General features: G+C 71.5%; 18 protein-coding genes. 13 read left to right on the top strand and 5 right to left on the bottom strand.

What is annotated here, in order from left to right; translation table 11 throughout:
• Positions 1-49 precede the first annotated feature (49 nt).
• Both acs and DTL70_RS13165 read right to left on the bottom strand, forming a co-directional pair.
• Positions 50-2,014: an acetate--CoA ligase gene (gene acs / locus DTL70_RS13170; RefSeq protein WP_114022097.1), complete on the bottom strand. Its 1,965-nt coding sequence runs from the start codon at positions 2,012-2,014 to the stop codon at positions 50-52.
• Positions 2,015-2,179: 165 nt separating this feature from the next.
• A complete protein-coding gene (locus DTL70_RS13165; RefSeq protein ID WP_114022096.1) occupies positions 2,180-5,089 on the bottom strand; it encodes a bifunctional SulP family inorganic anion transporter/carbonic anhydrase in 2,910 nt (969 codons plus the stop codon).
• Positions 5,090-5,611: 522 nt separating this feature from the next.
• Here DTL70_RS13165 and DTL70_RS13160 point away from each other — a divergent pair.
• A complete protein-coding gene (locus DTL70_RS13160) occupies positions 5,612-6,853 on the top strand; it encodes a polysaccharide deacetylase family protein (protein WP_114022095.1) in 1,242 nt (413 codons plus the stop codon).
• Between the two features lie 257 nt (positions 6,854-7,110).
• Here the strand turns inward: DTL70_RS13160 and DTL70_RS13155 are convergent, their stop codons facing one another.
• A complete protein-coding gene (locus DTL70_RS13155) occupies positions 7,111-8,127 on the bottom strand; it encodes an ATP-binding protein (RefSeq protein WP_181860910.1) in 1,017 nt (338 codons plus the stop codon).
• A gap of 106 nt (positions 8,128-8,233) precedes the next feature.
• Between DTL70_RS13155 and DTL70_RS13150 the strand changes: the two genes are divergently transcribed.
• Positions 8,234-9,097 (top strand): Fic family protein, encoded by an 864-nt coding sequence (locus DTL70_RS13150; protein ID WP_114022094.1) that lies wholly within the window; start codon positions 8,234-8,236, stop codon positions 9,095-9,097.
• A gap of 551 nt (positions 9,098-9,648) precedes the next feature.
• On the opposite strand, the gene DTL70_RS13145 is transcribed toward DTL70_RS13150, so the two are convergent.
• The gene (locus DTL70_RS13145) at positions 9,649-10,500 is read right to left on the bottom strand and encodes an HAD family hydrolase (RefSeq protein ID WP_114022093.1); all 852 of its coding nucleotides are present in this window, start codon (positions 10,498-10,500) and stop codon (positions 9,649-9,651) included.
• Positions 10,501-10,952: 452 nt separating this feature from the next.
• Here DTL70_RS13145 and ssd point away from each other — a divergent pair, with 452 nt between their 5' ends.
• The 7 genes from ssd to DTL70_RS13110 all read left to right on the top strand — a co-directional run bounded on the left by ssd (position 10,953) and on the right by DTL70_RS13110 (position 16,777).
• Positions 10,953-12,110, top strand: coding sequence for a septum site-determining protein Ssd (gene ssd / locus DTL70_RS13140; protein ID WP_114022092.1), 1,158 nt, complete (start codon positions 10,953-10,955; stop codon positions 12,108-12,110).
• A complete protein-coding gene (locus DTL70_RS13135) occupies positions 12,107-13,534 on the top strand; it encodes a TadA family conjugal transfer-associated ATPase (protein ID WP_245979338.1) in 1,428 nt (475 codons plus the stop codon). The genes ssd and DTL70_RS13135 overlap by 4 nt, the downstream gene beginning before the upstream one ends.
• Positions 13,531-14,529 (top strand): type II secretion system F family protein, encoded by a 999-nt coding sequence (locus tag DTL70_RS13130; protein ID WP_114022091.1) that lies wholly within the window; start codon positions 13,531-13,533, stop codon positions 14,527-14,529. The genes DTL70_RS13135 and DTL70_RS13130 overlap by 4 nt, the downstream gene beginning before the upstream one ends.
• An 11-nt stretch (positions 14,530-14,540) precedes the next feature.
• Entirely contained in the window at positions 14,541-15,386 is an 846-nt protein-coding gene (locus DTL70_RS13125) for a type II secretion system F family protein (RefSeq protein ID WP_181860909.1), read from the top strand.
• Between the two features lie 98 nt (positions 15,387-15,484).
• Positions 15,485-15,718 carry a DUF4244 domain-containing protein gene (locus DTL70_RS13120; RefSeq protein ID WP_114022248.1) on the top strand — a complete coding sequence of 78 codons (234 nt, stop codon included), beginning with the start codon at positions 15,485-15,487 and terminating at the stop codon, positions 15,716-15,718.
• 91 nt (positions 15,719-15,809) lie between these two features.
• Complete coding sequence (locus DTL70_RS34950) at positions 15,810-16,367, top strand: TadE family type IV pilus minor pilin (RefSeq protein WP_114022090.1); 558 nt, start codon at positions 15,810-15,812, stop codon at positions 16,365-16,367.
• Complete coding sequence (locus DTL70_RS13110) at positions 16,364-16,777, top strand: Rv3654c family TadE-like protein (RefSeq protein WP_114022089.1); 414 nt, start codon at positions 16,364-16,366, stop codon at positions 16,775-16,777. Before DTL70_RS34950 ends, DTL70_RS13110 begins: the two co-directional genes overlap by 4 nt.
• A 287-nt stretch (positions 16,778-17,064) precedes the next feature.
• Here the strand turns inward: DTL70_RS13110 and DTL70_RS13105 are convergent, their stop codons facing one another.
• The gene (locus DTL70_RS13105; protein ID WP_425470357.1) at positions 17,065-19,875 is read right to left on the bottom strand and encodes a DEAD/DEAH box helicase; all 2,811 of its coding nucleotides are present in this window, start codon (positions 19,873-19,875) and stop codon (positions 17,065-17,067) included.
• A gap of 189 nt (positions 19,876-20,064) precedes the next feature.
• Here DTL70_RS13105 and bldG point away from each other — a divergent pair, with 189 nt between their 5' ends.
• The 4 genes from bldG (at position 20,065) to DTL70_RS13085 (ending at position 24,747) form a co-directional block, all read left to right on the top strand.
• The gene (gene bldG, locus DTL70_RS13100) at positions 20,065-20,406 is read left to right on the top strand and encodes an anti-sigma factor antagonist BldG (RefSeq protein ID WP_016473000.1); all 342 of its coding nucleotides are present in this window, start codon (positions 20,065-20,067) and stop codon (positions 20,404-20,406) included.
• Between the two features lie 143 nt (positions 20,407-20,549).
• Positions 20,550-21,101: an ATP-binding protein gene (locus DTL70_RS13095; protein WP_114022087.1), complete on the top strand. Its 552-nt coding sequence runs from the start codon at positions 20,550-20,552 to the stop codon at positions 21,099-21,101.
• Positions 21,102-21,497: 396 nt separating this feature from the next.
• Entirely contained in the window at positions 21,498-23,957 is a 2,460-nt protein-coding gene (locus DTL70_RS13090; protein ID WP_114022086.1) for a sodium-translocating pyrophosphatase, read from the top strand.
• 241 nt (positions 23,958-24,198) lie between these two features.
• On the top strand, positions 24,199-24,747 hold the full coding sequence (locus DTL70_RS13085) for a small secreted protein (protein WP_114022085.1): 549 nt from the start codon (positions 24,199-24,201) through the stop codon (positions 24,745-24,747).
• The last annotated feature ends 146 nt before the right edge of the window (positions 24,748-24,893 follow it).

Genomic DNA, 24,893 nt, shown 5'->3' with positions numbered 1-24,893 from the left:
CCCAGCGGGCGGGCCCGCCCGGGACCGGGGCGGGTCAGTCCCCGCTGAGTCAGTCCTCGCTGGGCGCGCTCGGCAGCTTGGACTGGATGAGATCCATCACCGAGGAGTCGGTGAGCGTCTGGGTGTCACCCAGCGTCCGGTTCTCCGCGACGTCCCGCAGCAGACGGCGCATGATCTTGCCGGAACGCGTCTTGGGAAGCTCGGCGACCGGCAGGATCCGCTTCGGCTTGGCGATCGGGCCGAGCTGCTTGGCCACATGGTTGCGCAACTCGTCGACCAGCGCGTCGTCCTCCTCCGCACCGCCACGCAGAATGACGAACGCGCAGATCGCCTGCGTCGTCTGCGGGTCGGTGGCGCCGACGACCGCCGCCTCGGCGACCTTCGGGTGCGAGACCAGCGCCGACTCCACCTCCGTGGTGGAGATGTTGTGGCCCGAGACGAGCATCACATCGTCCACACGGCCCAGCAGCCACACGTCGCCGTCGTCGTCCTTCTTGGCGCCGTCCCCGGCGAAGTACTTGTCCGGGAACCGCGACCAGTAGGTGTCCAGGAACCGCTGGTCGTCGCCCCAGATCGTGCGCAGCATCGACGGCCACGGCTCGGTCAGCACCAGGTAGCCGCCGGAGCCGTTGGACACCTCCTGCGCCTCGTCGTCCACGACCGTCGCGGCGATGCCCGGCAGCGGCACCTGGGCCGAGCCGGGCTTCGTCTCCGTGACGCCGGGCAGCGGGCTGATCATGATGCCGCCGGTCTCGGTCTGCCACCAGGTGTCGACCACCGGCGTACGGTCGGCCCCGATGTGGTGCCGATACCACATCCACGCCTCCGGGTTGATGGGCTCACCCACCGAACCGAGGATGCGCAGCGACGACAGGTCGAACTTCGCCGGGATGTCGTCGCCCCACTTCATGCAGGCGCGGATCGCGGTCGGCGCCGTGTAGAGGATCGTGACGCCGTACTTCTGCACGATCTCCCACCAGCGGCCCTTGTGCGGCGAGTCCGGCGTCCCCTCGTACAGCACCTCCGTCGCACCGTTGGCCAGCGGCCCGTAGACGATGTACGAGTGTCCGGTCACCCAGCCGACGTCGGCGGTGCACCAGAACACGTCGCTCTCCGGCTTGAGGTCGAAGACCGCGTGGTGGGTGTAGGCGACCTGCGTCAGGTAACCACCCGTGGTGTGCAGGATGCCCTTCGGCTTACCCGTGGTGCCGGAGGTGTACAGGATGAACAGCGGGTGCTCGGCGTCGAAGTCCTGCGGCGTGTGCCGCTCGGACTGGCGGCCGACGATCTCGTGCCACCACACGTCCCGCCCCTCGGTCCAGGAGATGTCCTCCTGGCCGGTCCTGCGCACGACGAGGACGCTGCGCACCTTCTCGGTCCCCGGACGGGTCAGCGCCTCGTCGACGGCCGGCTTGAGCGCCGAGGGCGCGCCCTTGCGGTAGCCGCCGTCGGAGGTGATGACGACGCGCGCGTCGGCGTCCTCGATCCGGGTCGCCAGCGCGTCCGCCGAGAAGCCGCCGAAGACCACCGAGTGCGGGGCGCCGATGCGGGCGCACGCCAGCATCGCGACCGCCGTTTCCGGGATCATCGGCATGTAGATCGCCACCCGGTCGCCGGCCTCGACGCCCAGTTCCGTCAGCGCGTTCGCCGCCTGCGAGACCTCACGCTGGAGGTCGGCGTAGGTGAGCGTGCGGGTGTCGCCGGGCTCGCCCTCGAAGTTGATGGCCACCCGGTCGCCGTGACCGGCCTCCACGTGGCGGTCCACGCAGTTGTAGGCGACGTTGAGCTTGCCGTCCTTGAACCACTTGGCGAACGGCGGGTTCGACCAGTCGAGCGTCTCGGTCGGCTCGGTGCCCCAGCTCAGACGGCGCGCCTGCTCGGCCCAGAAACCCAGCCGGTCGGCCTTCGCCTGCTCGTACGCCGCAGCGGTGACATTGGCATGCGCGGCAAGGTCGGCGGGCGGGGCGAACCTCCGCTCTTCCTTGAGCAGGTTGGAGAGGGAAGACTCGCTCATTTTTCCCCCTCCTCCTTGAGCAGATTGGCCAGGCTTTCGTTGCTCACGGCATCTCCCTTTCCCGGGGTGTGCGCTGTGTCCCGGCCCATAGCTCATCAGCCGCCCCACCCCCATGACAAGGGCCGTCGCCGAAATTGGTGTAGACCTGTCAGATGTCGTTGCCCTCTACACCTGGCGGGCGGGTTCGCGAGCGGAACACGAAGGCGAGACCGCTGCGCCGGGCGGCGACGACGTGGAGGTACCGGGAACGGGGAAGTCGGCGCCGACGGCCCGGAACACGGGGCCCGAGGCGCCTTCGCCCTGCCCCTCCCGGCCGCCGCCCTGCCCCTCCCACACGTAGGCCTGGGCCTCCCCGACGTGGAAATACATACCCTGCAACTCCAGCGTCCCCTCGCGCAGTCGCCGGGCGACGCACTCGTGCGCGGCCAAGTGCTCCAACTGCTGCACGATGTTGACCAGACAGAGGGCTTCGAGCTCGTCAGCCGTCGCCCGGTCGGCCAGGCGAGGCACGGCGGCGTCCCTCGTGGCGCCGTCGCGCCTCGCCGCCCTGAACCGCTCAAGGCCCGGACGTCCGTACCGCAGCCACCGTGCGAGCGGTGTCGCGGCCCTTGCGGGGCCGGCGGTCCCAGAGCGGTCGGCGGTCTCCGGGCAGGCGGCGGTTCCCTCGACGCCAGCGGTACCTTCGACGGCAGCGGTCTCCTCGTGGCGCAGGGCCTGCATGGCACCGCAGCCCGAGTGCCCGCACACGGTCACCGACGAGACCCTCAGCACCTCGACGGCGTACTCGATCGCCGCGGCCACCGACGCGTCACCGCCCTGCTCGCCCGGCGGCGGCACCAAATTGCCGATGTTGCGCACGGTGAACAGATCCCCTGGACCACTGGAGGTGATCATGCTGGTGACGACCCGCGAGTCGGCGCAGGTGACGAAGAGCTGGGAGGGCTGCTGCCCCTCCCTCGCCAACCGCGCGAGCTCTTCCCGTACGAGTGGAGCCGTGGACCGCTGGAAATTGCGCACCCCGCCGAGCAGCTGACCCCGGGGCGAGAACGTACCGACCGGGACGGCCGCGGGGACTGAGCGGCCGACCGGAGAGGGGAGGCCTTTCCCGCCCGGCGGGCTGTCCCCGCGCGTCGCGCTCCCCCTTCCCTCGCCCGTTCCGGGCCGGGCCGTCCTCTTCCTTTCCTTCTCCTCGCCGCGGTCCTTCGTTCCGTCCTCCTGACCGCTCGCGTTCGTACCGCCTTGCGGACCGTTTCCGCTCGTGCTGTTCACGCTGTGCGTGCCGCTCGGGCTGCTCGTCCCACTGTGCTGGCCGCTCTCGGCCGAGGGCCGTGTGCACTGGTGGTTGCGCCAAGGGGTCCAGGGGCGGCACGTGTGCGCGGCCGGAAGCTCCGCGAGCTCTTGACCGGCACGCCCTCTCAACTCGGCCTCGCCGCCGGAAGCCGTGTGGGCGGCACGCCAGTCCTCCAGCGCCTCGAACGCCGCGTGGTCCATGAACGATCCCTTCAGCTCGACACTCGCCCTCGCCCCTTCGGGCACCTCCGCCAGAGCACGGCTCAGCCGTGGCACCGCCAGGAATGTCAACGAACCGCGCACCCGGATCAGGTACGCCTCGCTCCGCCCACCCGGATGAACCTTGTGACGCACGTTCGACCGCGTATCGCCGCGCCGGGCCGCCCCGGCGCTGACGTCTCCGCCACTGTGGCCGGGTGAGGCGCCGGCCCTTGCGCTTACCTGGGAGCGCGGCTCGTCCGCTTCTTCGGCACGTGGCTCGTCCGTCCCCACCCGCTCCACGACGATCCGTGTCCGTGCCAGTCGGTGCAGTGCGACGGCCACCGCCACCGCGATGCCCGTCCCCACGCCCTCCAGCACCCCCCACAGCACCACGGTGACCGCCGTGACACCGAACACCAGTGCCTCGCGGTGCTTCGTCACCGTCCGGATGTGGCCCGGATTGACCATCCGTACGCCGACGACCATCACGAGCGCGCCCAGCGCGGGCAGTGGGATCAGCTCCAGCGCGCCGGCCAGGAGCCCCGCGGCGAGCAAGAGCCACACGCCCTGCAAGAGCGCGGAGTGACGGCTCACAGCACCTGCCGCGATGTTCGCGGAGCTGCGCACCGCGACGCCGGTGACCGGCAGCCCGCCCAGCGCTCCCGAGAACATGTTGGCGATCCCGTGCGCCCGCAGTTCCCGGTCCAGATCGCTGCGAGGTACCCGGTCACCGGCCGGGCGCGCCGCCGCGAGCTTGTCGGCGGCGACTGCCGACAACAGGCCCTGCACCGTGGCGACCAGGGTGAGCGTCACCACCGCCGCGCCGAGCCCGGGCAGGGAGCCCTCGGGGAGCCGGGGAAGGGCGTGGGCGCTCCAGGACGGCAGGTCGACACGGGGCAGGCGCATGTCTCCCAGCGCGGCCGCGAGCGTGGCCACCCCGACGGCGGCCAGCGCGGCCGGCACCCTCCCCGCGGCCGCTCCGAGCGGCCCGCCGTGCGTCTTCAGCCGTGGCCACGCCAGGAGTACGACGACCGTCAGCACGCTGACGGACAGGGCGGCCGGCTGCAGCGACACCAGTTGTCCGGGCAGTTGACGCGCGTTGGTGAGCGGCGAACTGTCCGGGTCGCCACCCAGCATCACGTGGAGCTGCGCCAGGGCGATGGTGACCCCGATACCCGCCAGCATGCCGTGCACGATCGCGGGACTCACGGCGAGTGCGGAGCGTGCGACCCGCAGGAAGCCGAGCCCGATCTGCACGAGCCCCGCCGCGATCGTCACCGCGCAGGTGGCCCGCCAGCCGTACGTCTGGATGAGGTCGGCCGTGATCACCGTCAGCCCTGCCGCCGGGCCGGTGATCTGCAAGGGAGCGCCGCCGAGTCGGCCGCAGACCAGCCCGCCGACCGCGCCGGCCACCAGGCCTGCCTGGAGCGGGGCTCCGGCGGCCAGCGCGATCCCGAGGGAGAGCGGCAGCGCGATCAGAAAGACCGTGAGGGAGGCGGACAGGTCCGCCGACCAGCGCTGACGTGCGGTGGAGCGCTTCGAGTGGCCACAGGGGCCGCTCCACAAAGGGGTGCGGTGAGACATCGAGCCTCCTCTCGATGAGGGCCGGGCAGCGGCGCTGCGCGGCGCGAGCGGTGTGGTGAGCAGTGCGAGCGATGAGGCGGGGGTGAGGGCCGCGCGGGGTCGGTCCCGGCCCGGGGTGATGGCTGATCGGTGGGGGAGCCGGCCGGTGGTGGCTTCGCCGGTGCTGTCGAGGCCGGCGCCGGCCGGGGCGGTGGCGACGCGCAGCGCGGGGGCTTTTGTGGTGACGCCATGGCAGTGGTGAGGCCGCGTCAGGGGTGGTGATGCGGCGAGGAGTCCGGTGCCGCGGTGACCTTCCGGCTTCTCCCAAGTGCGAGTAAATGAAATGTAATCCCAAGTAAAGCCTTGGTGAAGCACGGAGTGGGCTCTGGCGGCCCGTGTTCCACCCATCGAGTGAAAGCCGCCTAAAAAGCAGCTTGTCCTATTTGTCTGATTAACGTCTCGTGTCACTTTTGTCACGCATGGCGACGACGCCGGTCGCGCCCGGTGACCGACGAGACAAGGCGAGAGGACGAGGTGAGCCCGATGGCAGCCACGCGAAGACGACCCGCTCTCACCACCGCGGTCCTGGCGGCTCTGGCGCTGTCCGTGGCGGCCGCCGGATGCTCCGGTGGCAACAGCCCCCAGCGGACCGAGGAGGCACCGGGCGGGGCGCCGAAGGCCAATCCGCAGGGCAAGGTCCAGCTACTGGGGGACGGTTCGACGTCGTTGACGGGGCACCAGCCGTTCCAGCCCACGCCGCACAAGCTCAAGCCGGGTCAGAAGCCGCCGCAGTTCGTCGTCTTCTCGTGGGACGGCGCCGGAGAGGACAGCAAGAAGCTCTTCTCCCGCTTCCGTGAGGCCGGCAAGAAGTACGGGGCGGCGCAGACCTACTTCCTCAGCGGTATCTACACGCTGCCGGAAGACGAGGCGAAACGTTACTCCCCGCCCGGGCACGCCGCCGGAGCCTCCGACATCGGCTACCTGAAGGACAAGAACGTCCGGGCCACGCTCAAGCAGGTCCGCAAGGCCTGGCTGGACGGCAGCGAGATCGGCACCCACTTCAACGGACACTTCTGCGGCCCGAGCGGTGTGGACTCCTGGTCCGTCGACCAGTGGAAGAGCGAGATCAAGCAGGCACGCTGGTTCGTCGAACACTGGAAGACGACCACCGGCTTCGAGGCGGCCAAAGCGCTGCCCTTCGACTACACCCGGGAGCTGGTCGGCGGCCGCACCCCCTGCCTCGAGGGCCAGGAGAACCTGCTGAAGGCGGCGAGCCAGATGGGCTTCCGCTACGACTCGAGCGGCAACGGCACCCAGGTCTGGCCGGACAAGCGCAAGGGCCTGTGGGACCTGCCCCTGCAGCAGGTACCCGTGCCCGGCAGGAAGTTCGAGACCCTCTCGATGGACTACAACTTCCTGGCCAACCAGTCCGGGACGGTCGACGGGCCGGTGGAGAAGCGACCGGCCTGGAAGCGCCAGATGCGCGACGGCCTCCTCCAGGGCTTCGAGCGCGCCTACAACGGCAACCGCGCACCGATGATCATCGGCAACCACTTCGAGGACTGGAACGGCGGCATCTACATGGACGCCGTGGAGCACGTCATGAAGACGGTCTGCCGCAAGGAGGGCGTCCGCTGCGTCTCGTTCCGGCAACTCGCCGACTGGCTGGACGCTCAGGACCCCCGCCTGCTGGCCAAGTTGCGCACCCTGGAGGTGGGAGAGAAGCCGGCCGGGGGATGGCGTTCCTTCCTCCGTCCGAGCGCGACGGCGGCCCGGGCCGGGTGACGGAACGGACGTTGGGTGAGTGACAGGACCGCTCCCGGCCGAGTGACAGGACCGCTCCCGGCCGAGTGACGGGAACGCTCCCGGCCGAGTGACAGGACGGATCTCCGCTGCGTCCCTCTGACGACGGAGCGGAGATCCGCCGGGTTCGACGGCTTGGGCGCGAGTCGCACACGGACAGGGTGCCTGCCGGCAATGCGGGCCTGCGACAAGGGAGCAGCACAGCCGGTCGCGGGCCGGAGGGGGCCGAAGGGCCTCCGTCAGGCGGGCTGCGGCGCGGACTGTGACGACTGCGGTACGACTGCTTCCTGCCGCTGCTCGCCCAGCACGAAGGACGGGTCCACCTGTGCGGCGAGGTCCGCACCCGTCTTCTCGTTGCCCCAGCTCTCGGCGTTGCGCAGGTGGAAGTGCACCATCTGGCGGGTGTATCGCTCCCAGTCCCGGGCGTCGTACACGGCGTCCACGGCCTGAAAGAGGGCATGGAGAGCACGCGAGTTGCTCTCCTCCAGCTCCGCGAAGGGCCGGGGGCGGCCCTTCTCCATGGCGCGCACCCAGTCGGAGTGGCCCACGGTCACCAGCAGGTCCTCGCCCACCTCTTGGCGCAGGAAGTCGAGGTCGTCCTCCCCCTGCACCTTGTTCCCGACGACCTTGAGCGGGACGTCGTAGTCCCGCGCGTACTCCTTGTACTGGCGGTACACCGAGACGCCCTTGCGTGTCGGCTCGGCGACCAGGAAAGTCATGTCGAATCGGGTGAACATACCGGAGGCGAAGGAGTCACTGCCGGCCGTCATGTCGACGACCATGCATTCCTCCCGGCCGTCCACCAGATGGTTGAGCAGCAGCTCCACCGCGCCCGTCTTGGAGTGGTAGCAGGCCACCCCCAGGTCGGACTCGGTGAAGGGCCCGGTGGCCAGGAGCCGGATGCCTGCGCCGTCCAGTGCGACCTCTCGCGCACAGGCGTCGTAGATCGGGTTGTCCTCCTGCAGCCGCAGCAGTCGGGAGCCCTCGCCGGGTGGCGTCGTCTTGATCATCGTTTCGGCGGACGCGATCCGCGGGTTGCTGCCGCGCAGGTGTTCCTTGATGAGCGGCAGGTGCGCCCCCAGCGCGGGCAGCGCTGCCGTCTCCGGGTCGTCGAGCCCCAGTGCGGCGCCCAGGTGCTGGTTGATGTCGGCGTCGACGGCCACGACGGGCGTGCCGCGGAAGGCGAGGTGGCGGATGAACAGCGAGGACAGTGTCGTCTTGCCGCTGCCGCCCTTCCCTACGAAAGCGATCTTCATGTTCAACAGCGTAAGGCGGCAGGGGTACTGCTCCGGCAGGCGTGAGTGAAGAAGACCACTCGATCGTGGGGTTGGGCCGCCCGGCCGGGTGCGTAGGGTCGTACGCATGAGTAGCACCGCCGGCTCCAACGGCCGCGCCCCGGCGCCCGGGGCCCCCGCCGCCGATCCGCTCGCCCCCCTCGCCGCGCTGCCGGGCGTTCCCGAAGCCGTGGACTCCGTGCGGACCTCGGTGGACCGCGCCTACGGGCACCGGATCATGCGCCGTCGCAGCAGCGAGGTGAGCGCGGAGGCAGCTTTGCGTGGAGCCCGCGCCTCCGCCGCGGTGGAGGGCACCGACTGGGCGCTGGAAGAGGTGCGGCGCCGCAGCGACTTCGGTACCGAGGCCGAAGCCCGCACCGTCGGCGCGGCGCTGCGGGTGACGGCGGAAGCGGGACAGCTGCTCGACATCTGGGAGCAGTCACCGCTGCGCGTCCTCGCCCGGCTGCACCTCGTGGCGGCCTCCGGGGCGGCACCGGACGAGAGCGTCGGGCGGCCCAGGAGGCCGGGAGAGCCGGTGGAAGGGCCCGAGATCGGCCTGCAGCCGCCCGGCGCCGACGAGGTCGCGGCCCGGCTGGACGGCCTGGCACAGCTGGTCACCGGCAGCACCTCCGTGCCGGCGCTCGTTCTGGCCGCTGTGGTGCACGGCGAACTGCAGACGCTGTGCCCCTTCGGCTCCTGCAACGGCGTCGTCGCCCGCGCCGCCGAGCGGATCGTGCTGGTCGGCAGCGGACTCGACCCGAAGGCCATCTGCCCGGCCGAGGTCGGCCACGCCGAGCTGGGCCGTGACGCCTACCGCGCGGCTCTGGCGGGCTACGCCTCAGGAACACCCGAAGGGATGACCGCGTGGATCACTCACTGTGGACGCGCCGTCGAACTGGGCGTACGGGAGAGCACGGCCGTCTGCGAGGCGATGCAGCGCGGAGCGGCCTGACGGGCAGCGCGCGCCGTCGCGCCACGGGACGCCTGCGACACTCCGGCAACGATCAAGCGCGGCGGCAACGATCAAGCGCGGCGTTCGGCGACCAAGCCCGGTGTTGCGTAACCACAAGCCCGGTGTTTCGTCCGAGCGCGGCGTTCCGCGACCGCCCGCGTCCCGAACAATGCGGTGGCCCCGCCTCGGGCGGGGCCACCGCTGGCATGTCCACCGGGTTACCAGTGCGTGCTCCACTTGTGTGTCCGAACATCAGGGCGGATGCTTTGCCCTTCCCTGGTGGGACCTGCCCCGTCGCGGGCTGTGCGTCGCGTGGGTGCCCGGTATTCATGCGTCCGGTCCGTGGGGCCTTGAGCTGAACGGGATCCTCTCGGATGCCGCTGGTCTCGCGGGCCGTTGTCTCCTTTGTACCCCCGGCGCGGCGGCAGCGGAACCCTTCTGCGCAAAACTTTACTTTCCGTATCAAATGCGGACGAATGCACCGAATACAAGGAATCGGGCAGAACGGTTGCAAGGGGACGCTAGGCCGCACTCGTCGAAGGGGTCGGGGCTCAAAAGAGGCGGAAGCGCGGATGCCGCGGGGCCTGGCGCCGGTTGTTGAACCAGACGAATCCGGCCGTCGCGGCCGCGGCTGTGACCGCGACGGCCGTCAGTGCCAGCGCCGGCCGCGACGGCATCGACAGGGAGGGGATGCGCTGCTTGAGCCGGACCGGCCTGGAGAACGTCAGCACGGGCCACTCACGGGCGAGGGCCTCCTTGCGCAGCGCCCTGTCCGGGTTGACGGCGTGCGGATGGCCCACCGCCTCGAGCATGGGCAGGTCCGTGGCCGAGTCGCTGTAGGCGTAGCAGCGCGCCAGGTCGTACCCCTCCGAGGCGGCCAGCTCGCGCATCGCCTCGGCCTTCGTGGGGCCGTAGGCGTAGTACTCGATCTCTCCCGAGAAGCGGCCTTCCTCCACGACCATCCGCGTGGCGACCACCCGGTCGGCGCCGATCATCCTGCCGATGGGTTCGACGACCTCGGCGCCCGAGGTCGAGACGATGACCACGTCGCGGCCTGCCAGGTGGTGCTTCTCGATGAGGGAGGCGGCCTCGTCGTAGATGATGGGGTCGATCAGGTCGTGGATGGTCTCGGCGACGATCTCTTTGACCTGCTCGACGTCCCAGCCGCGGGCGAGAGCCGAGAGGTACTCGCGCATCCGCTCCATCTGGTCGTGGTCGGCGCCGCCGAGGAGATATACGAACTGCGCGTAAGCAGTCCGCAGCACTGCGCGGCGATTGATCAGGCCACCTTGATAGAAGGACTTGCCGAAGGTGAGCGTGCTCGACTTCGCAATGACCGTCTTGTCCAGGTCGAAGAAGGCGGCTGTGCGGGGCAACGCGAGATTTTCCACGCCACCGAGCATAGGCGCCCACCATTCGGCGTAAGCTGGGGCGCGTGGGTTTGCCTGAGAAGGCTCTCGGGTACACCATGGAAGTCACGGATCGTTCGCGACCGTGCTAACCCGGCCCGACTCCTCCCCCCCCGAGTCGGCCGTGGAGACGACCCCCGCTCTCCCCCCCGGCGGGGGTCGTCGCATGTCCGGAGGTATTTTCCCACCCCGGCCCGTCGCGGCCGGGGTTTTTTCGATCTTCGCGGAGCGGAGTCAGTGATTCCTCCGAGCTGTGACCCAGCGTAATCGTCAGGCTGCTCTCCGGCAGTCACCGGTTTGGGTGAGGAAGTTATTCACAGCCTCTCGGTTGTCCACAGTTTTCGACCAAGATCCACAAGTTTTTCCGGTTCGCCGCACCGTGAATCCCGTCGGCGTCCGCAGCCGTTTGCGGACGCGAGTGCCCGATGGGCAGGGAGGTTCGGACCATGGCCGAAAACATTCTGATTGTCACCGAGGACGCGGAACTCCTCGATGACCTACTGCGACTGTGCGCAGCCGCCGGGACGCCCGAACCCCAGGTGGCGCACGGCGGTCCCTCCAGCGCGGTGGGCTGGGCGGCCTGGAGCGGCGCCACCCAGTGGGAGAGGGCTCCCCTCGTGCTCGTCGGGGACGACTGCGCCGCCGCCTCCGGCTTCGGAGAGCCGCCAGGCCCGGGCGCTCCGGGCGGAGGCCCAGCGGTGCCGCGCAGGCCGGGAGTCCTCCTCGTGGGGCGGGACTGGGACGACCCGGGTGTGTGGGAACGCGGCGTCCGCGTTGGCGCCGAGAGCGTCGTCCTGCTGCCCGACGCGGAGGCCTGGCTGACCGACCGGATCGCCGACGCCGTGGAGGGGGTGGGGCAGTCGGCCCTGACCATCGGAGTGGTCGGGGGGCGCGGCGGTGCGGGAGCCTCCACGCTCGCCTGCGCCCTCGCCGTCACGGCGGCACGCGCCGGTGAGCGGACCATGCTCATCGACGCGGATCCGCTCGGTGGCGGACTGGACATCCTGCTCGGCGCCGAGCGGACCACGGGGCTGCGCTGGCCCGACCTCGCACAGGCCCGCGGCCGGGTCGGCGGCTCGGCACTCGCCGATTCCCTGCCACGCTCCCACGAACTGCACGTGCTCAGCTGGGACCGGGGCGAGCACGCGGTGGTCCCCGCCGACGCGATGCGCTCCGTACTCGGCGCCGCGAGGCGACGCGGCGGTGTGGTCGTCGTCGACCTGCCACGGCAGGTGGACGAGACCGTCGCCGAAGTCCTCGTCCAGCTCGATCTCGGACTGGCGGTCGTCCCCGCCGAGCTGCGCGCGGTCGCCGCCGCGCACCGCGTCGCCGACCGGATGCGACTCGGCGTGCGCGACCTGCGCGCGGTAGTGCGCTCGCCCGGCGGCCCCCGCACGGAGCGCGGTGACGACTCGGGACTGGACGACACCGAAGTCGCCCGCCTGCTGGGGCTGCCGCTGGCCGGAGAACTGCCGTGGGAGCGCGGACTGCTCGAAGGCGTCGACCGGGGGACACCCCCCGGCCTCGCCAAGGACGGCGCCCTGGCCCGCTTCTGCGGCCGGTTCTGGGAGCGGGCGCTCAGCGGGGGAGGGGTGGCCGTATGAGCGCGGACCAGGTCTCGTGGCGCGCCCCGGCGGCGACGCGGGCACCAGCGGTCGCCCGAGCGGGGGCCGAAGCCACCGCGGACGCGGCGGCCGGGGACCGGCTGCTGGACCGGGTGCGGCGCAGCCTCGCCGAGACGGGAGCAGAGCCCACGCCCGCACGCGTGGCGGCGGTGCTGCGCTCCCAGGGAAGGCTGATGGGGGACAGCGCGGTGCTGGGCGTCGTCGAGGCGCTGCGCTCCGAGCTGGTCGGCACGGGTCCGCTGGAACCGCTGCTCGCCGACCCGGAGGTCACCGACGTGCTGGTCACGGCGCCTGACCAGGTGTGGATCGACCGCGGGCGCGGGCTGGAACGCGCGCGGGTGTCCTTCCGTGACGCCGCCGCCGTGCGCAGGCTCGCCCAGCGGCTGGCGACCTCGGCGGGGCGGCGGCTCGACGACGCCCGCCCCTGGGTCGACGCCCGGCTTGCGGACGGCACCCGGCTCCACGCGGTCCTGCCTCCCGTAGCGGTCGGATCGACCTGCCTCTCCCTGCGGGTGGTACGGCCCCGCGCGTTCAGCCTCGCGGAACTGGTCGCCGCGGGGACGGTGCCCCAGGGCGGGGAGTGGCTGCTGCGAGAAGTGCTGGAGGCGCGCCTGTCCTTCGTCGTCAGCGGCGGCACGGGCTCCGGCAAGACGACGCTGCTCTCCACCCTGCTGGGGCTGGTCGGGCCTCACGAACGCATCGTCCTGGCAGAGGACTCGGCCGAGCTGCGCCCCGACCATCCGCACGTCGTCCGCTTGGAGGCGCGCCCCGCCAACCAGGAGGGCGTGGGCAGCGTGGACCTCCGCGACCTCGTGCGGCAAGCCCTGCGGATGAGGCCGGACAGGCTGGTCGTCGGTGAGGTCCGCGGAGCGGAAGTGACGGACCTGCTGGCCGCGCTGAACACCGGACACGAGGGCGGGTGCGGAACGGTACACGCGAACGCCGCCGCCGACGTCCCCGCACGTCTCGAGGCCCTCGGGACGACGGCCGGACTCGACAGGGCCGCCCTGCACAGCCAGTTGGCGGCCGCACTCGACGTCATCCTGCATTTGGTGCGGGGACGGGACGGACAGCGGCGCATCGCCCAGATCCACGTACTGGAGCGGGACGCCGCAGGGCTGGTGACGACAGTGCCGGCCGCGGTGTGGAGCGGCCGGTGCGACGCCCGACGCACAGGAACGGCTACGGCAGGCGGCGGATTCGCCCGCGGCCCCGGGTGGAACCGGCTGCGCACCCTGTGTGCCAGGTCACTTGGTGAGGACGCAGGAACCCTCGCCCCCGGCTGGGCCGAGCCAGGAGGTCGCCCCGCGGGTTCCCAGAACCGCACGCCCGAAGGGCGAGCCCTTCCCCTCAGGCCGGACGGTGGGGCTCGTGCGGGCTCCCCGGTGAGGAGCACGTCATGACGGGTGCGGTGACTACGGCGGCGGCCGGCGCGGAGGCCACGGGCACCCCTGCGGTGTACGCCGCGATGGTGTGCGCGGGCGCTGCGGTCTGGCTGATGACAGGACGGAACGGCGGAGCTCAGCGGGCCCGACTGCTGCTGGCCGGCGAAGGAGAACCGGTCGGGCGGGGCAGGCCCTTCGCGCCTCCCGTCCGGTGGCGGAAGGCCACCGATAGGGCACGGCGTCAGCTGGCTGCTCGCCTCGGTCCGGCCGGCTGGTGCCTGCCGGCCGGAATGCTGGTCGCGCTGCTGGGACAGTCCTGGATTCCGCTCGCGGCGGGGTTCCTGGCGGTGCCCGCGGTGCGCGGATGGCTCGGTCGACGGAGCGCCGACCGGCTCGCCCGCTCCAGGGAGGCCGCCGCGGTGGAGCTCTGCGCGAGCGTGGCAGGAGAACTGCGCGCCGGAAGGCAGCCGGGCGCGGCGGTGCTCGCCGCGGACCGGGCCGTGCTGGAGCGGTTCGGGGACGCGGGCGCGGCCGTGCTCGCAGCGGCCCGCTTCGGTGGCGACGTGGCGGCAGCGCTGCGCGAGGCCGCCACGCTCCCGGGCGCGGGCGGACTCTCGGGGGCCGCCGCCTGCTGGCAGGTCGCGGTCGACGGCGGGGCAGGTCTGGCGGACGGACTCGGACGGGTGGCTGCCTCCCTGCGGGCCGGACAGGAACAGCGGGAGGAGCTGAGAGCCCAGTTGGCAGGGCCGCGCTCCACCGCGCTGGTGCTCGCCCTTCTCCCGGTCTTCGGACTGGTGCTGGGCTCAGCTATGGAGGCGGACCCGCTGGAGATCCTGTTGCACACCCCCGCCGGATTCGCCTGCCTGGTGGTGGGCCTGGCGCTGGAGTGGGCCGGCCTTGCCTGGGTCGCTCGCATCGTGCGCTCCGCGGAGGGAGCCGGCCGGCCACGGCGGACGGCGGCGACCACGGGAGGACGGCCCCCTTGCGCGCCCGTAGGGAGCCGGTCGAGGTGAGGGGCGAATGGATGGTGGTTGTCCCCAGGCTGTGGATGTGGGCGCTCGCGAGCGCGGCGCTGCTGGGTGCGGCCGGATGCGTGACGGGGGTCGTCGATGTGACGCGGCGCGAGGGGCGTGTCCGGCAACGGGCGTGGTCGGCGTGCGGTCACGAGACGGAGGGCCAGACAGGTGGCCGGTTGAAGGGCGGCCCTGACCAGCGCGGCTCGGTGCTGCTGCCGAGCATCAGGCGGGCGGGGCACCAGGCGCTGCTGTCCCGGCGGGTGCGGGAGCGGGTGGGGATGGCCGGGGCGGGGGTCGTGGCGCTCCTCCTGATCGGCGGCCAGGTCGGATGGCTCGCGGGCGGTGCCGCGGCGTGGGGCATGCGCTGGTGGTTGCGGCGGGGCGCCGGGGAGGACGCTTCGCGGAGCGCGGAGGACCGCGCGGCTGAGGAGCAACTCCCCCTGGCGGCCGATCTCATGGCGGCCTGTCTGGCGGCCGGCGCGGGACCCGAGCGCGCTGCCGAAGCCGTGGGCGGATCCGTCGGCGGTCCGCTGGGAGAACGGCTGGTCAAGGCGTCCACGGAGCTGCGGCTCGGCGCGGAGCCGGCTCTTGTCTGGGGGCGGTTCGCGGAGCGGCCCTGGGGAGTGGAGTTCGCGCGGTGCATGGAGCGGGCCGCGGACGCCGGAGTCCCGGCCGTCGAGTCAGTGGCCCGGCTCGCAGCCGAGTTGCGAGCCAGGTGGACCCGTGCGGCGAACGGCCGGGCGAGACGAGCGGCGGTGCTGGTCACCGGCCCTCTCGGGCTCTGTTTCCTGCCCGCGTTCCTGGCCATCGGGGTGGCGCCCGTGCTGCTGGGGCTCGCCCGAACGCTGTGGTGAGCCGCAGCCGCAGCCGCAGCTGCACGGCACGCACAGGAAGGACAACAGTGGCGACCGGCGCCGCGAGGCGTGCGTTCCGCCGGAGAAGGGTGCAGACGATGACCGAATGCAAGGGAGGCAGCGCGGTGTTGACGAAGGTGCGGCGGTTCTTGAAGAGGGTACGCACGGCACACGAGCTGAGCGGCGACCGGGGAATGAGCACAGCCGAGTACGCGATCGGCACGCTGGCGGCGGTGGCCCTGGCGGCGGTTCTCTACAAGGTCGTCAACAGCGGCCCGGTGGGCGAACAGTTGCAACAGCTGATCGAGCGGGCACTCCGTGGCCCGTTCTGAGTCCGCAGTGCGCGGTGAAGGACGCGCCAGTGGCCCGTGCGCCACGGCACGCCGCGGACCGCCACGACGCAAGACCCGCACATCCTGTCTGTTGGGCCGGATTCGTACGGGCCGTACGGCCCGTACGGCCCGCAGGGACTGGTGCGCGGGCTATGTGACCGCCGAGGCCGCCGTGGTGATTCCGGCGCTGGTCCTGCTGGTGGCCGGACTGCTGTGGGGGCTCATGGCGGCGGTGACCCGCATCCAGTGCGTCGACGCCGCCCGCGCCGGGGCCCGGGCGGCGGCACGCGGAGAAACCGGGGACGGCGTGGCGCGCGCCGTCCGGTCGGCGGCGCCGCCGGGAGCCCGGCTGAAAGTGACGAAAGACGGAGAGTTGGTGCGAGTCGCCGTAAGGGCCCGGACGGTGGGGCCGGGCCCGCTGACGGTGGAGCTGCGGTCCGAGGCGGTCGCCATGGACGAGGCAAGGGCTGAGACCGGGGACGACGCGGGCGGAGCCGGCACTGGCCGGAGTCAGGGCCGGAGCCACGGCCGAACCCCTGCAACCGGCAGTCGCGGCAGTCCCGGCAGTCCCGGCAGTCCCGGCAGTCCTGGCAGTGCCGGCAGTCCCGGACTGGACGACGCGCGAGGGACGGAGGGGAAGGAGGAATGACGGCGAACCTGTCACAGCTCCGCAGCGACCGCGGGTCGGCGTCCGTGTGGGTGGCACTGAGCGCGGTGGTGCTGTGCGGGGTGTTCGCGGCGGTGCTCGGCTTCGGCCAAGCGGTCCACGTCCGCCATCGCGCGGGCGCCGTGGCCGATCTGGCGGCGCTCGCGGCGGCCGACCGGGCGCTCGAGGGCCGGGCCGACGCCTGCGCGGCGGCGCGCGGAGTGGCGCGGGCCCAGGGCGCGCAGGTGGTCAGGTGCACGGTGCGGGGAGAGATCGCTGATCTGGACGCGCGAGTGCGGTGGGGCCCGTACGACGCCCAGGCGCGCGCCCGCGCCGGCCCGGTCGGATCGGCGGCACCGGAAGCCGCACGTGGTTCCCGGCCGCCACCCCGCCGCGCCGACCAGGCCGGGTAGCCGTGCGGAGCGAGCCGGTCGCCGGCCCACGGGCCAGACACCGGCGGGTGGAGCCGACCGGACCACCGGCCGGACGAGCCGGGCAGCAGACGGGGGAGCCGACCGGTCCACGGTCGGACGAGCCGGGGTGAAGCGGACCGGCCCACTGCCGGAAGGTCCAAGCAGCAGCCGGGGGAGCGGACCGGCCCACGGTCGGACGGTCCAGCACCAGTCGGGTGGAGTCGATGGGCCCACCGTCGAACGAGCCGGGCACCCGTTTGGAGCAGTCGGCCAACAGCCGGGGGAGGTCAGACAGCGGAGCGGAGGAGTTCCGTCAGGAGGCGGACGGCGCCGCGCTTGTGTAGCGGGTCGTTGGCGTTGCCGCACTTGGGTGACTGGATGCAGGAGGGGCAGCCCGCCTCGCACTCGCAGGAGGCGATCGCGTCCCGGGTGGCGGTCAGCCACGCCCGGGCGGTGTGGAAGGCACGTTCGGCGAAGCCCGCCCCGCCGGGCTGGCCGTCGTAGACGAAGACGGTGGGAAGGAGTGTGTCGGGATGCAGGGCGATGGAGACGCCGCCGATGTCCCAGCGGTCGCAGGTCGCGAACAGCGGAAGGATCCCGATGGCAGCGTGCTCGGCGGCGTGCAGCGAGCCCGCCAGGATCTCGGGCGTGATGCGGGCGGCGTCGAGCTGGTCTTCGGTGACCGTCCACCACACGGCGCGGGTTCGCAGGGTGCGGGGCGGAAGATCCAGCTTGGACTCGCCCAGGACCTCGCCGGTGATCACACGGCGGCGCAGGTAGGAGACCACCTGGTTGGTGACCTCCACCGAGCCGAAGCACAGCCGGGCATCGCCCCAGGGCACCTCGGCCTCGGTCTCCAGAACGGCCAGCGAGGTGGTGTCGCGGGCCATGGTCGTCCACGGGGGGCTGGCTTCCTCGACGAGGGCGGCGGAGTCCTCCAGGTCGAGGCTGCGCACCACGTACGTGCGGCCCTGGTGGAGGTGGACGGCGCCTTCGTGGACGGTGGTGTGCGCGGCTGCGGCGTCCACGGTGCCCAGCAGCCGGCCGGTGCCCTCTTCCACGACCTGTACGGGTCGCCCGCCGCTGCCGCGGATGTCGGTGAGGTCGGCAGCCCGCTCCTTGCGGGTCCAGTGCCAGCCGGAGGAACGGCGACGGAGCAGCTTGCGCTCTTCGAGCTTGCGCAGCAGCTGACCGGTCTCCGGCCCGAAGAGAGGGAAGTCGGCTTCGGTGAGCGGTATCTCGGCTGCGGCTGCACACAGGTGGGGTGCGAGGACGTAGGGGTTGTGCGGGTCCAGGACGGTGGATTCGACGGGCGTGGCGAAGATGGATTCGGGGTGGTGGACGAGATAGGTGTCCAGCGGTTCGTCCCGGGCGATCATGATGGCGAGCGCGCCCTGACCGGCCCGCCCGGCGCGGCCCGCCTGCTGCCAGAGAGAGGCGCGGGTGCCGGGGTAGCCGGTGATGAGGACCGCGTCGAGGCCGGAGATGTCGATGCCGAGTTCGAGGGCGTTGGTGGCGGCGAGCCCCAGCAGTTCGCCGGTGTGCAGGGCCCGCTCCAGGGCGCGTCGCTCTTCGGGGAGATAGCCGCCGCGGTAGGCGGCGATCCGGGAGGAGAGCCCGCCACGTCGTCCCGCGCCGGGCACCGGTCCGCCTGCGACGCCCCCTCCCGAGACCACCCCCGTATCCGCGCCCCCCACGGAGGCGTCCCGCGCGGAGGCGCCCCCCGTATCCGCGCCCCCCACGGAGGCGTCCCGCGCGGAGGCGCCCCCCGTATCCGCGCCCTCCACGGAGGCGTCCAGCGAGGCGTCCCGCACGGAGGCGTCCCGCACCGACGCACCGCCCGACGACGCACCGCCCGACGACGCATCCCCCGACGACGCATCCCCCGTCGACGAGCCCACCGCCGCGGCGCCCGCCTCCTGGAGACCGCGGAGGTCCGGAACCTCCCGGAGCTCCTGGAGACCGTGGATGTCGCCGTCGCCATCGCCCGGCGCAGCGGCGGGGTGCCGGGCACGGGCGGTCGCCGGGGCGGGGCCCCGTGGGGCCGGGACCGCGGCGAGGCGGTCCTGGGCGATGAGGGAGATCAGCTCGGCGCCTCGCCGGGAGCGGACGAAGGCGACGGTGCGTACGCCCTGGGCGGCCAGGTCGGTCAGCAGCTCGGCGGACTCGGCGGTCGCGGTGCGGCGGACGGGGGCGCCGCGCTCGCCTTCGTACTCGGTCAGTGGCGGTTCCCACAGTGCGAAGACCGTCTCGCCGCGTGGGGAGGTGTCCTCGGTGATCTCGACGGGCCGCACGCCGGTGAGCCGGGCCGCGCCGTCGCCGGGGGAGGCGGCGGTGGCGGAGGCGAGCAGGAAGACGGGTTCGGCGCCGTAGCGGGCGCAGACCCGGCGCAGCCGCCGCAGGACCTGGGCGACGTGGGAGCCGAAGACGCCGCGGTAGGTGTGGCACTCGTCGATGACGACGTAGCGCAGCGCGCGCAGGAAGGAGGACCAGCGGGTGTGTCCGGGCAGCAGGCCGCGGTGGAGCATGTCCGGGTTGGTGAGCACGTAGTTGGCGTACTGGCGCACCCATTCGCGCTCTTCGAAGGGGGTGTCCCCGTCGAAGACGGCGGGCCGTACCGCCGTGCCGAGTGGGGCGGCCAGGTCGGTGACGGCGCGGCGCTGGTCGGCCGCGAGTGCTTTGGTGGGGGCGAGGTACAGCGCGGTGGTGCCGCGTCCGTTGGGGGCCTCGGCGCCGTCCAGCAGGGTGCTGAGGACGGGAGTGAGGTAGGAGAGTGATTTTCCGGAGGCGGTGCCCGTGGCGATGATCACGGAGTCGCCGTCGAGGGCGTGGGCGGCGGCGCGGGCCTGGTGTTCCCAGGGGCGGTCGATGCCCGCTCGGCGCACGGCCGCGATCACTTCCGGCCGGATCCGGTCGGGCCATTGCGCATGGCGACCGTTTCGCGGGGGCAAGTGCTCCGTATGGGTGACACGCCCGGCGCGGTCGGTACCCCTGGTGAGACGAGCGAGCACGTCGCGAGGGTCGCCGTGGGGAGCCGAGCGGTCGGGCTCGGCTCGCGGGCGTACGCGCGCGGACCGGGTGTGCTGTTCGTTGGCCATCGGTACCGAGTGTGTCACTGGCGAGGCGGACAATGGCCGCAAGGCGTCGTCCTCGCCTGCTGGTAAGTGATTGAATGCTTCTGCGGCTGCCGATCCGTCCCCTGCCTTTGGGGGTACCTCCCTCCGTCAGGGCAGGGGGAGGGAGAACCGAGGGGGCTGACCGCTCGATAGCAAGGTGCTGGAGGATCCGTGGACCTGTCCCTGTCGACCCGTACCGTCGGCGATCGCACGATCGTCGAGGTCGGTGGCGAGATTGATGTATACACCGCGCCCAAGCTGCGTGAGCAGCTGGTCGAGCTTGTGAACGACGGCAGCTACCACCTCGTCGTGGACATGGAGGGTGTCGACTTTCTCGACTCCACCGGGCTCGGCGTGCTTGTGGGCGGGCTCAAGCGGGTGCGTGCGCACGAGGGCTCGCTGCGTCTTGTCTGCAACCAGGAGCGCATTCTCAAGATCTTCCGGATCACTGGCCTCACCAAGGTCTTCCCGATCCACTCCTCCGTCGACGAGGCCGTAGCGGCCACTGACTGACGCGTTCGGGCCGTCGGACCGCCCCCACCTCGGTGCGGGCGGTCCGGCGGCCTCCCGCTTGACTGGCAGGCGGGGTCGCCGGGGTCCGGCTCCAAGAGCCCTGGAAGCCCCGTCAAGACTCACCGAAGACCGAGGGGGATGGCATGGCCACCGTGGAGCTGCTCTTCAGTGCGCTGCCGGAGCACGTCCGTACGGCGCGGCTGGTGGCTGCCGCCGTGGCGCGGCGGGCCGGGGTCGACGAAGCGGTGCTCGACGAGGTGCGGCTGGCCGTCGGCGAGGCGTGCACGCGGGCCGTCGGCCTGCACATGAGCCACGGTCTCAACAGCCCCGTGCGGGTCTCCCTGATCGAGGACGAGAAGAAGTTCTCCATCGAGGTGGGTGACGACGCGCCGCACCGGCGTTTCTCGCTGCCTGGTGGCACGCTGGGCGCGTCCGCGTCCGCCGCTCCCTCGGCCAACGGTGACGGGGGCGGCAAGGGTGGCGGTCCGGGTGGCGGGCTCGTCGAGGCCGAGGGCGCGTTGTTGCCGGGGGCGCGGGACGAGATTCCCGAGCCGGTCGCCGAGGAGGACGAGGGCGACGGAGAGATGGGGCTCGCGGTGATCAGCGGTCTCGTGGACGACGTCGAGGTCACGACCGACGAGCACGGCGGTGTGATCCGTATGAGCTGGCCCACGATCGAGCCGGTTCTCCCCTGAGCCTCCATTGCCCCACCCGTCCCGTTTGTCCTGTGCCCGCCGCCTTCGCGGCGGGCTTTTCGGTTGCTCGGGGCCCCTCGCGTGGATCTTCTCTGCCGAGCATCGGACGATCAACGGAGTTATTGCGACCGCCACTGACCAGGGTCTAAACGAGTCAGCGAGGCTTTTCCCCGTCACTCGATAGATCATTTTTCGGGCGTCAGTTGAATTTGCTCGTTCCCTCATGCGAGCGAATTGACCGGCTCGTAAGCGGCTGATCTTCGCCGTTCCCAGCGAATTCCCGCTGCTGCGCTCTGTTTTGATCTAGTGGCGCTCCCTACAATCCGTCCACATCTTTGCAGCAGGACGCCTGAGCGTGCTTGCGCGCGCCCATGTGCCAAACGTCAAGGAGGACGAATGGCGGGGCAACTCAGCCCACTTCACCACCCTCAGCACCTCGCTGACGCCGCAGAGCTGACAAGTGGCAACCGGGGACTCGCGATCGTGATCGCGGTTGTCGCGCTCGCAGCGCTCGGCGTCGCTCTGGTGCTGGTACGACAAGTGCTCGCCGCGGGCGAGGGCACCGACAGCATGAAGAAGATCGCCTCGGCCGTGCAGGAGGGGGCGAACGCCTATCTGGCGCGGCAGCTGCGCACCCTCGGGGTCTTCGCGGTGGTCGTCTTCTTCCTGCTCATGCTGTTGCCGGCCGATGATATGAAACAGCGGATCGGCCGTTCGTTGTTCTTCCTGGTCGGTGCGGCTTTCTCGGCGGCGACCGGCTATATCGGTATGTGGCTCGCGGTGCGCAGTAATGTGCGCGTGGCCGCTGCGGCGCGTGAGGCGACTCCGGTCACCCCCTCGGGTGTACCGGCGCCGGCTGGGGGCTCGGCGGCGAAGGGCGACCCGGGAGAAATTCCGGTCGATCTCACGGCCGTCTCGCACAAGGCCATGAAGATCGCTTTCCGTACCGGTGGCGTCGTCGGAATGTTCACCGTCGGCCTCGGTCTGCTGGGCGCCGCGTGCGTGGTGCTGGTCTACGCGGCGGACGCGCCCAAGGTGCTGGAGGGCTTCGGGCTCGGTGCGGCGCTGATCGCGATGTTCATGCGGGTCGGCGGCGGCATTTTCACCAAGGCGGCGGACGTCGGCGCCGACCTCGTCGGCAAGGTCGAGCAGGGCATCCCCGAGGACGACCCGCGCAACGCCGCCACCATCGCGGACAACGTGGGCGACAACGTCGGCGACTGCGCCGGCATGGCGGCCGACCTGTTCGAGAGCTACGCGGTAACGCTGGTGGCCGCGCTGATCCTGGGCACCGCCGTCTTCGGCAACGACGGGCTGGTCTTCCCGCTGCTCGTTCCCGCCATCGGGGTGCTCACCGCGATGATCGGCGTGTTCGCCGTGGCTCCGCGCCGCTCCGACCGCAGCGGCATGACGGCGATCAACCGCGGCTTCTTCATCTCCGCGGTGATCTCGCTGGTGCTGGTGGCCATCGCCGCGTTCGTGTACCTGCCTTCCAGCTACGCGGACCTCAAGGGCGTCTCGGGGGACGACGCGAACGAGATCCTCGGCCACAGCGGCGACCCGCGGGTGCTGGCCATCGTGGCCGTGGCGATCGGCATCGTGCTGGCCGCCCTCATCCAGCAGCTGACCGGCTACTTCACCGAGACCACCCGCAAGCCGGTTCGGGACATCGGCAGGACGTCGCTGACGGGGCCCGCGACGGTGGTGCTCTCCGGCATCTCCATCGGCCTCGAATCGGCCGTCTACACGGCCCTGTTGATCGGGCTGAGCGTCTACGGCGCCTTCCTGCTGGGTGGCGGAACGGTGATGCTGGCGCTGTTCGCCGTGGCGCTGGCGGGTACCGGGTTGCTGACCACGGTCGGGGTGATCGTGGCCATGGACACCTTCGGTCCCGTCTCCGACAACGCGCAGGGCATCGCCGAGATGTCCGGTGACGTCGAGGGCGCCGGGGCGCAGGTGCTGACCGACCTGGACGCGGTGGGCAACACCACCAAGGCGATCACCAAGGGCATCGCCATCGCCACGGCGGTGCTCGCCGCGGCGGCGCTCTTCGGCTCGTACCGCACCGAGCTGGGCAAGGCCCTGACCGAGGCGGACCAGAACGCGGGCAAGATGCTGGAGCTGGTGGACATCGCGCAGCCCAGCACGCTGGTCGGGCTGATGTTCGGTGCCGCGGTGGTCTTCCTCTTCTCCGGGCTCGCCATCAACGCGGTCTCCCGTTCGGCCGGTTCGGTCGTCTTCGAGGTCCGGCGGCAGTTCCGTGAGAAGCCGGGCATCATGGACTACTCGCAGACGCCGGAGTACGGCCGTGTCGTGGACATCTGCACCAAGGACGCGCTGCGCGAGCTGACGACGCCGGGGCTGCTGGCGGTGATGTCCCCCATCCTGGTGGGCTTCACCTTCGGTGTCGGTGCGCTGGCGGCGTTCCTGGCCGGCGCGATCGGCGCCGGCACCCTGATGGCCGTCTTCCTCGCGAACTCCGGGGGCGCCTGGGACAACGCCAAGAAGCTGGTGGAGGACGGCCACCACGGCGGCAAGGGCAGCGAGGCGCACGAGGCGACCATCATCGGTGACACGGTCGGCGACCCCTTCAAGGACACCGCGGGTCCGGCGATCAACCCCCTGCTGAAGGTCATGAACCTGGTGGCCCTGCTGATCGCGCCCGCCGTGGTGAAGTTCAGCTACGGCGCGGACAAGAGCGCGGGCGCCCGCGTCGTCGTGGCCGCGGTCGCGGTGGCCGTCGTCGTCGGCACCGTCTACCTCTCCAAGCGGCGCGGTATCGCCGTGGGTGAGGAGGACAACACCGATCGGTCGGCGAAGCCCTCGGATCCGGTGGATCCGGTGGCCGCCTCCTAGCGGCGACTCAACCGAGGGGCGGGCGGGACGCGTTGGTGTCCCGTCCGCCCTTGTGTGTGTTTCGTCTCAGCGCCGCCGGACCGGCTGTACGCGGCCCTGTGGGCCCACGCGTGTCCGTGATGTCGCAGACCTGCGTTGGTGCAAACGGCTGCAATAGTAGACATAGGGGTCTTCCGGCTCGCCGCCACTCCCTCCGTGGCGTGTATGTTCCGGGCCGAACAGCCATGAAGGGACCGATCCGGTGAACAAGAAGCTCACGGCGGCACTGTCCGGCGGCGCCGTACTCGTACTCGCGCTGACCGGCTGCAGTGACGACAGCGGCAAGACGGACGAGTGGGCCAAGAGCGTCTGCGACGACCTCCAGCCGCAGCTGACGAAGGTCAGGCAGGCCAACGCCGCCATCGCGGAGGCCTCCCAGGCGAACAAGTCCCCCGAAGAGGTCAAGAAGGCCGACTCGGCCGGCTTCAAGAAGGTTTCCGACGCGTACAAGGCCATGGCGCGGGCGGTCAAGAGCGCGGGCGCCCCGCCCGTCGACGACGGCGAGAAGATGCAGAAGAACGCCATCAAGGAGCTCAACGGCATCGCCGGCCAGTACAACGACCTCCAGACTTCCGTCGACAAGCTCCCCACCGGTGACAAGTTCGACGAGGGGCTCGACAGTGTGGCCGCCAAGCTGAAGACGCTCGGGCAGCGTGGTGACGAGGCGCTGCACAAGCTGTCGACCGGTGACGTGGGCAAGGCGATGGCCAACCAGGAGAGCTGCAAGAAGACCGGCGTGACCGACAAGTGAGCCGGCCCGCTCGGCCCGCGGTGCGGGTAGCGGCGTGCGCGGTGCGGGTGGCGGTGCGCGCCGCCATCGCGAGCCGACCGGCCCGCGGGTCGGCGGCCGGGACGGTCCGCGGCCCCTCCCGGGCGGCCCGCCGTCCCCGTCGGAGG

Source organism: Streptomyces diacarni, assembly GCF_003323715.1.
Classification (GTDB): domain Bacteria; phylum Actinomycetota; class Actinomycetes; order Streptomycetales; family Streptomycetaceae; genus Streptomyces; species Streptomyces diacarni.
Note: the sequence above shows the minus strand (reverse complement) of the source record. Positions and strands in the feature narration are given on the sequence as shown.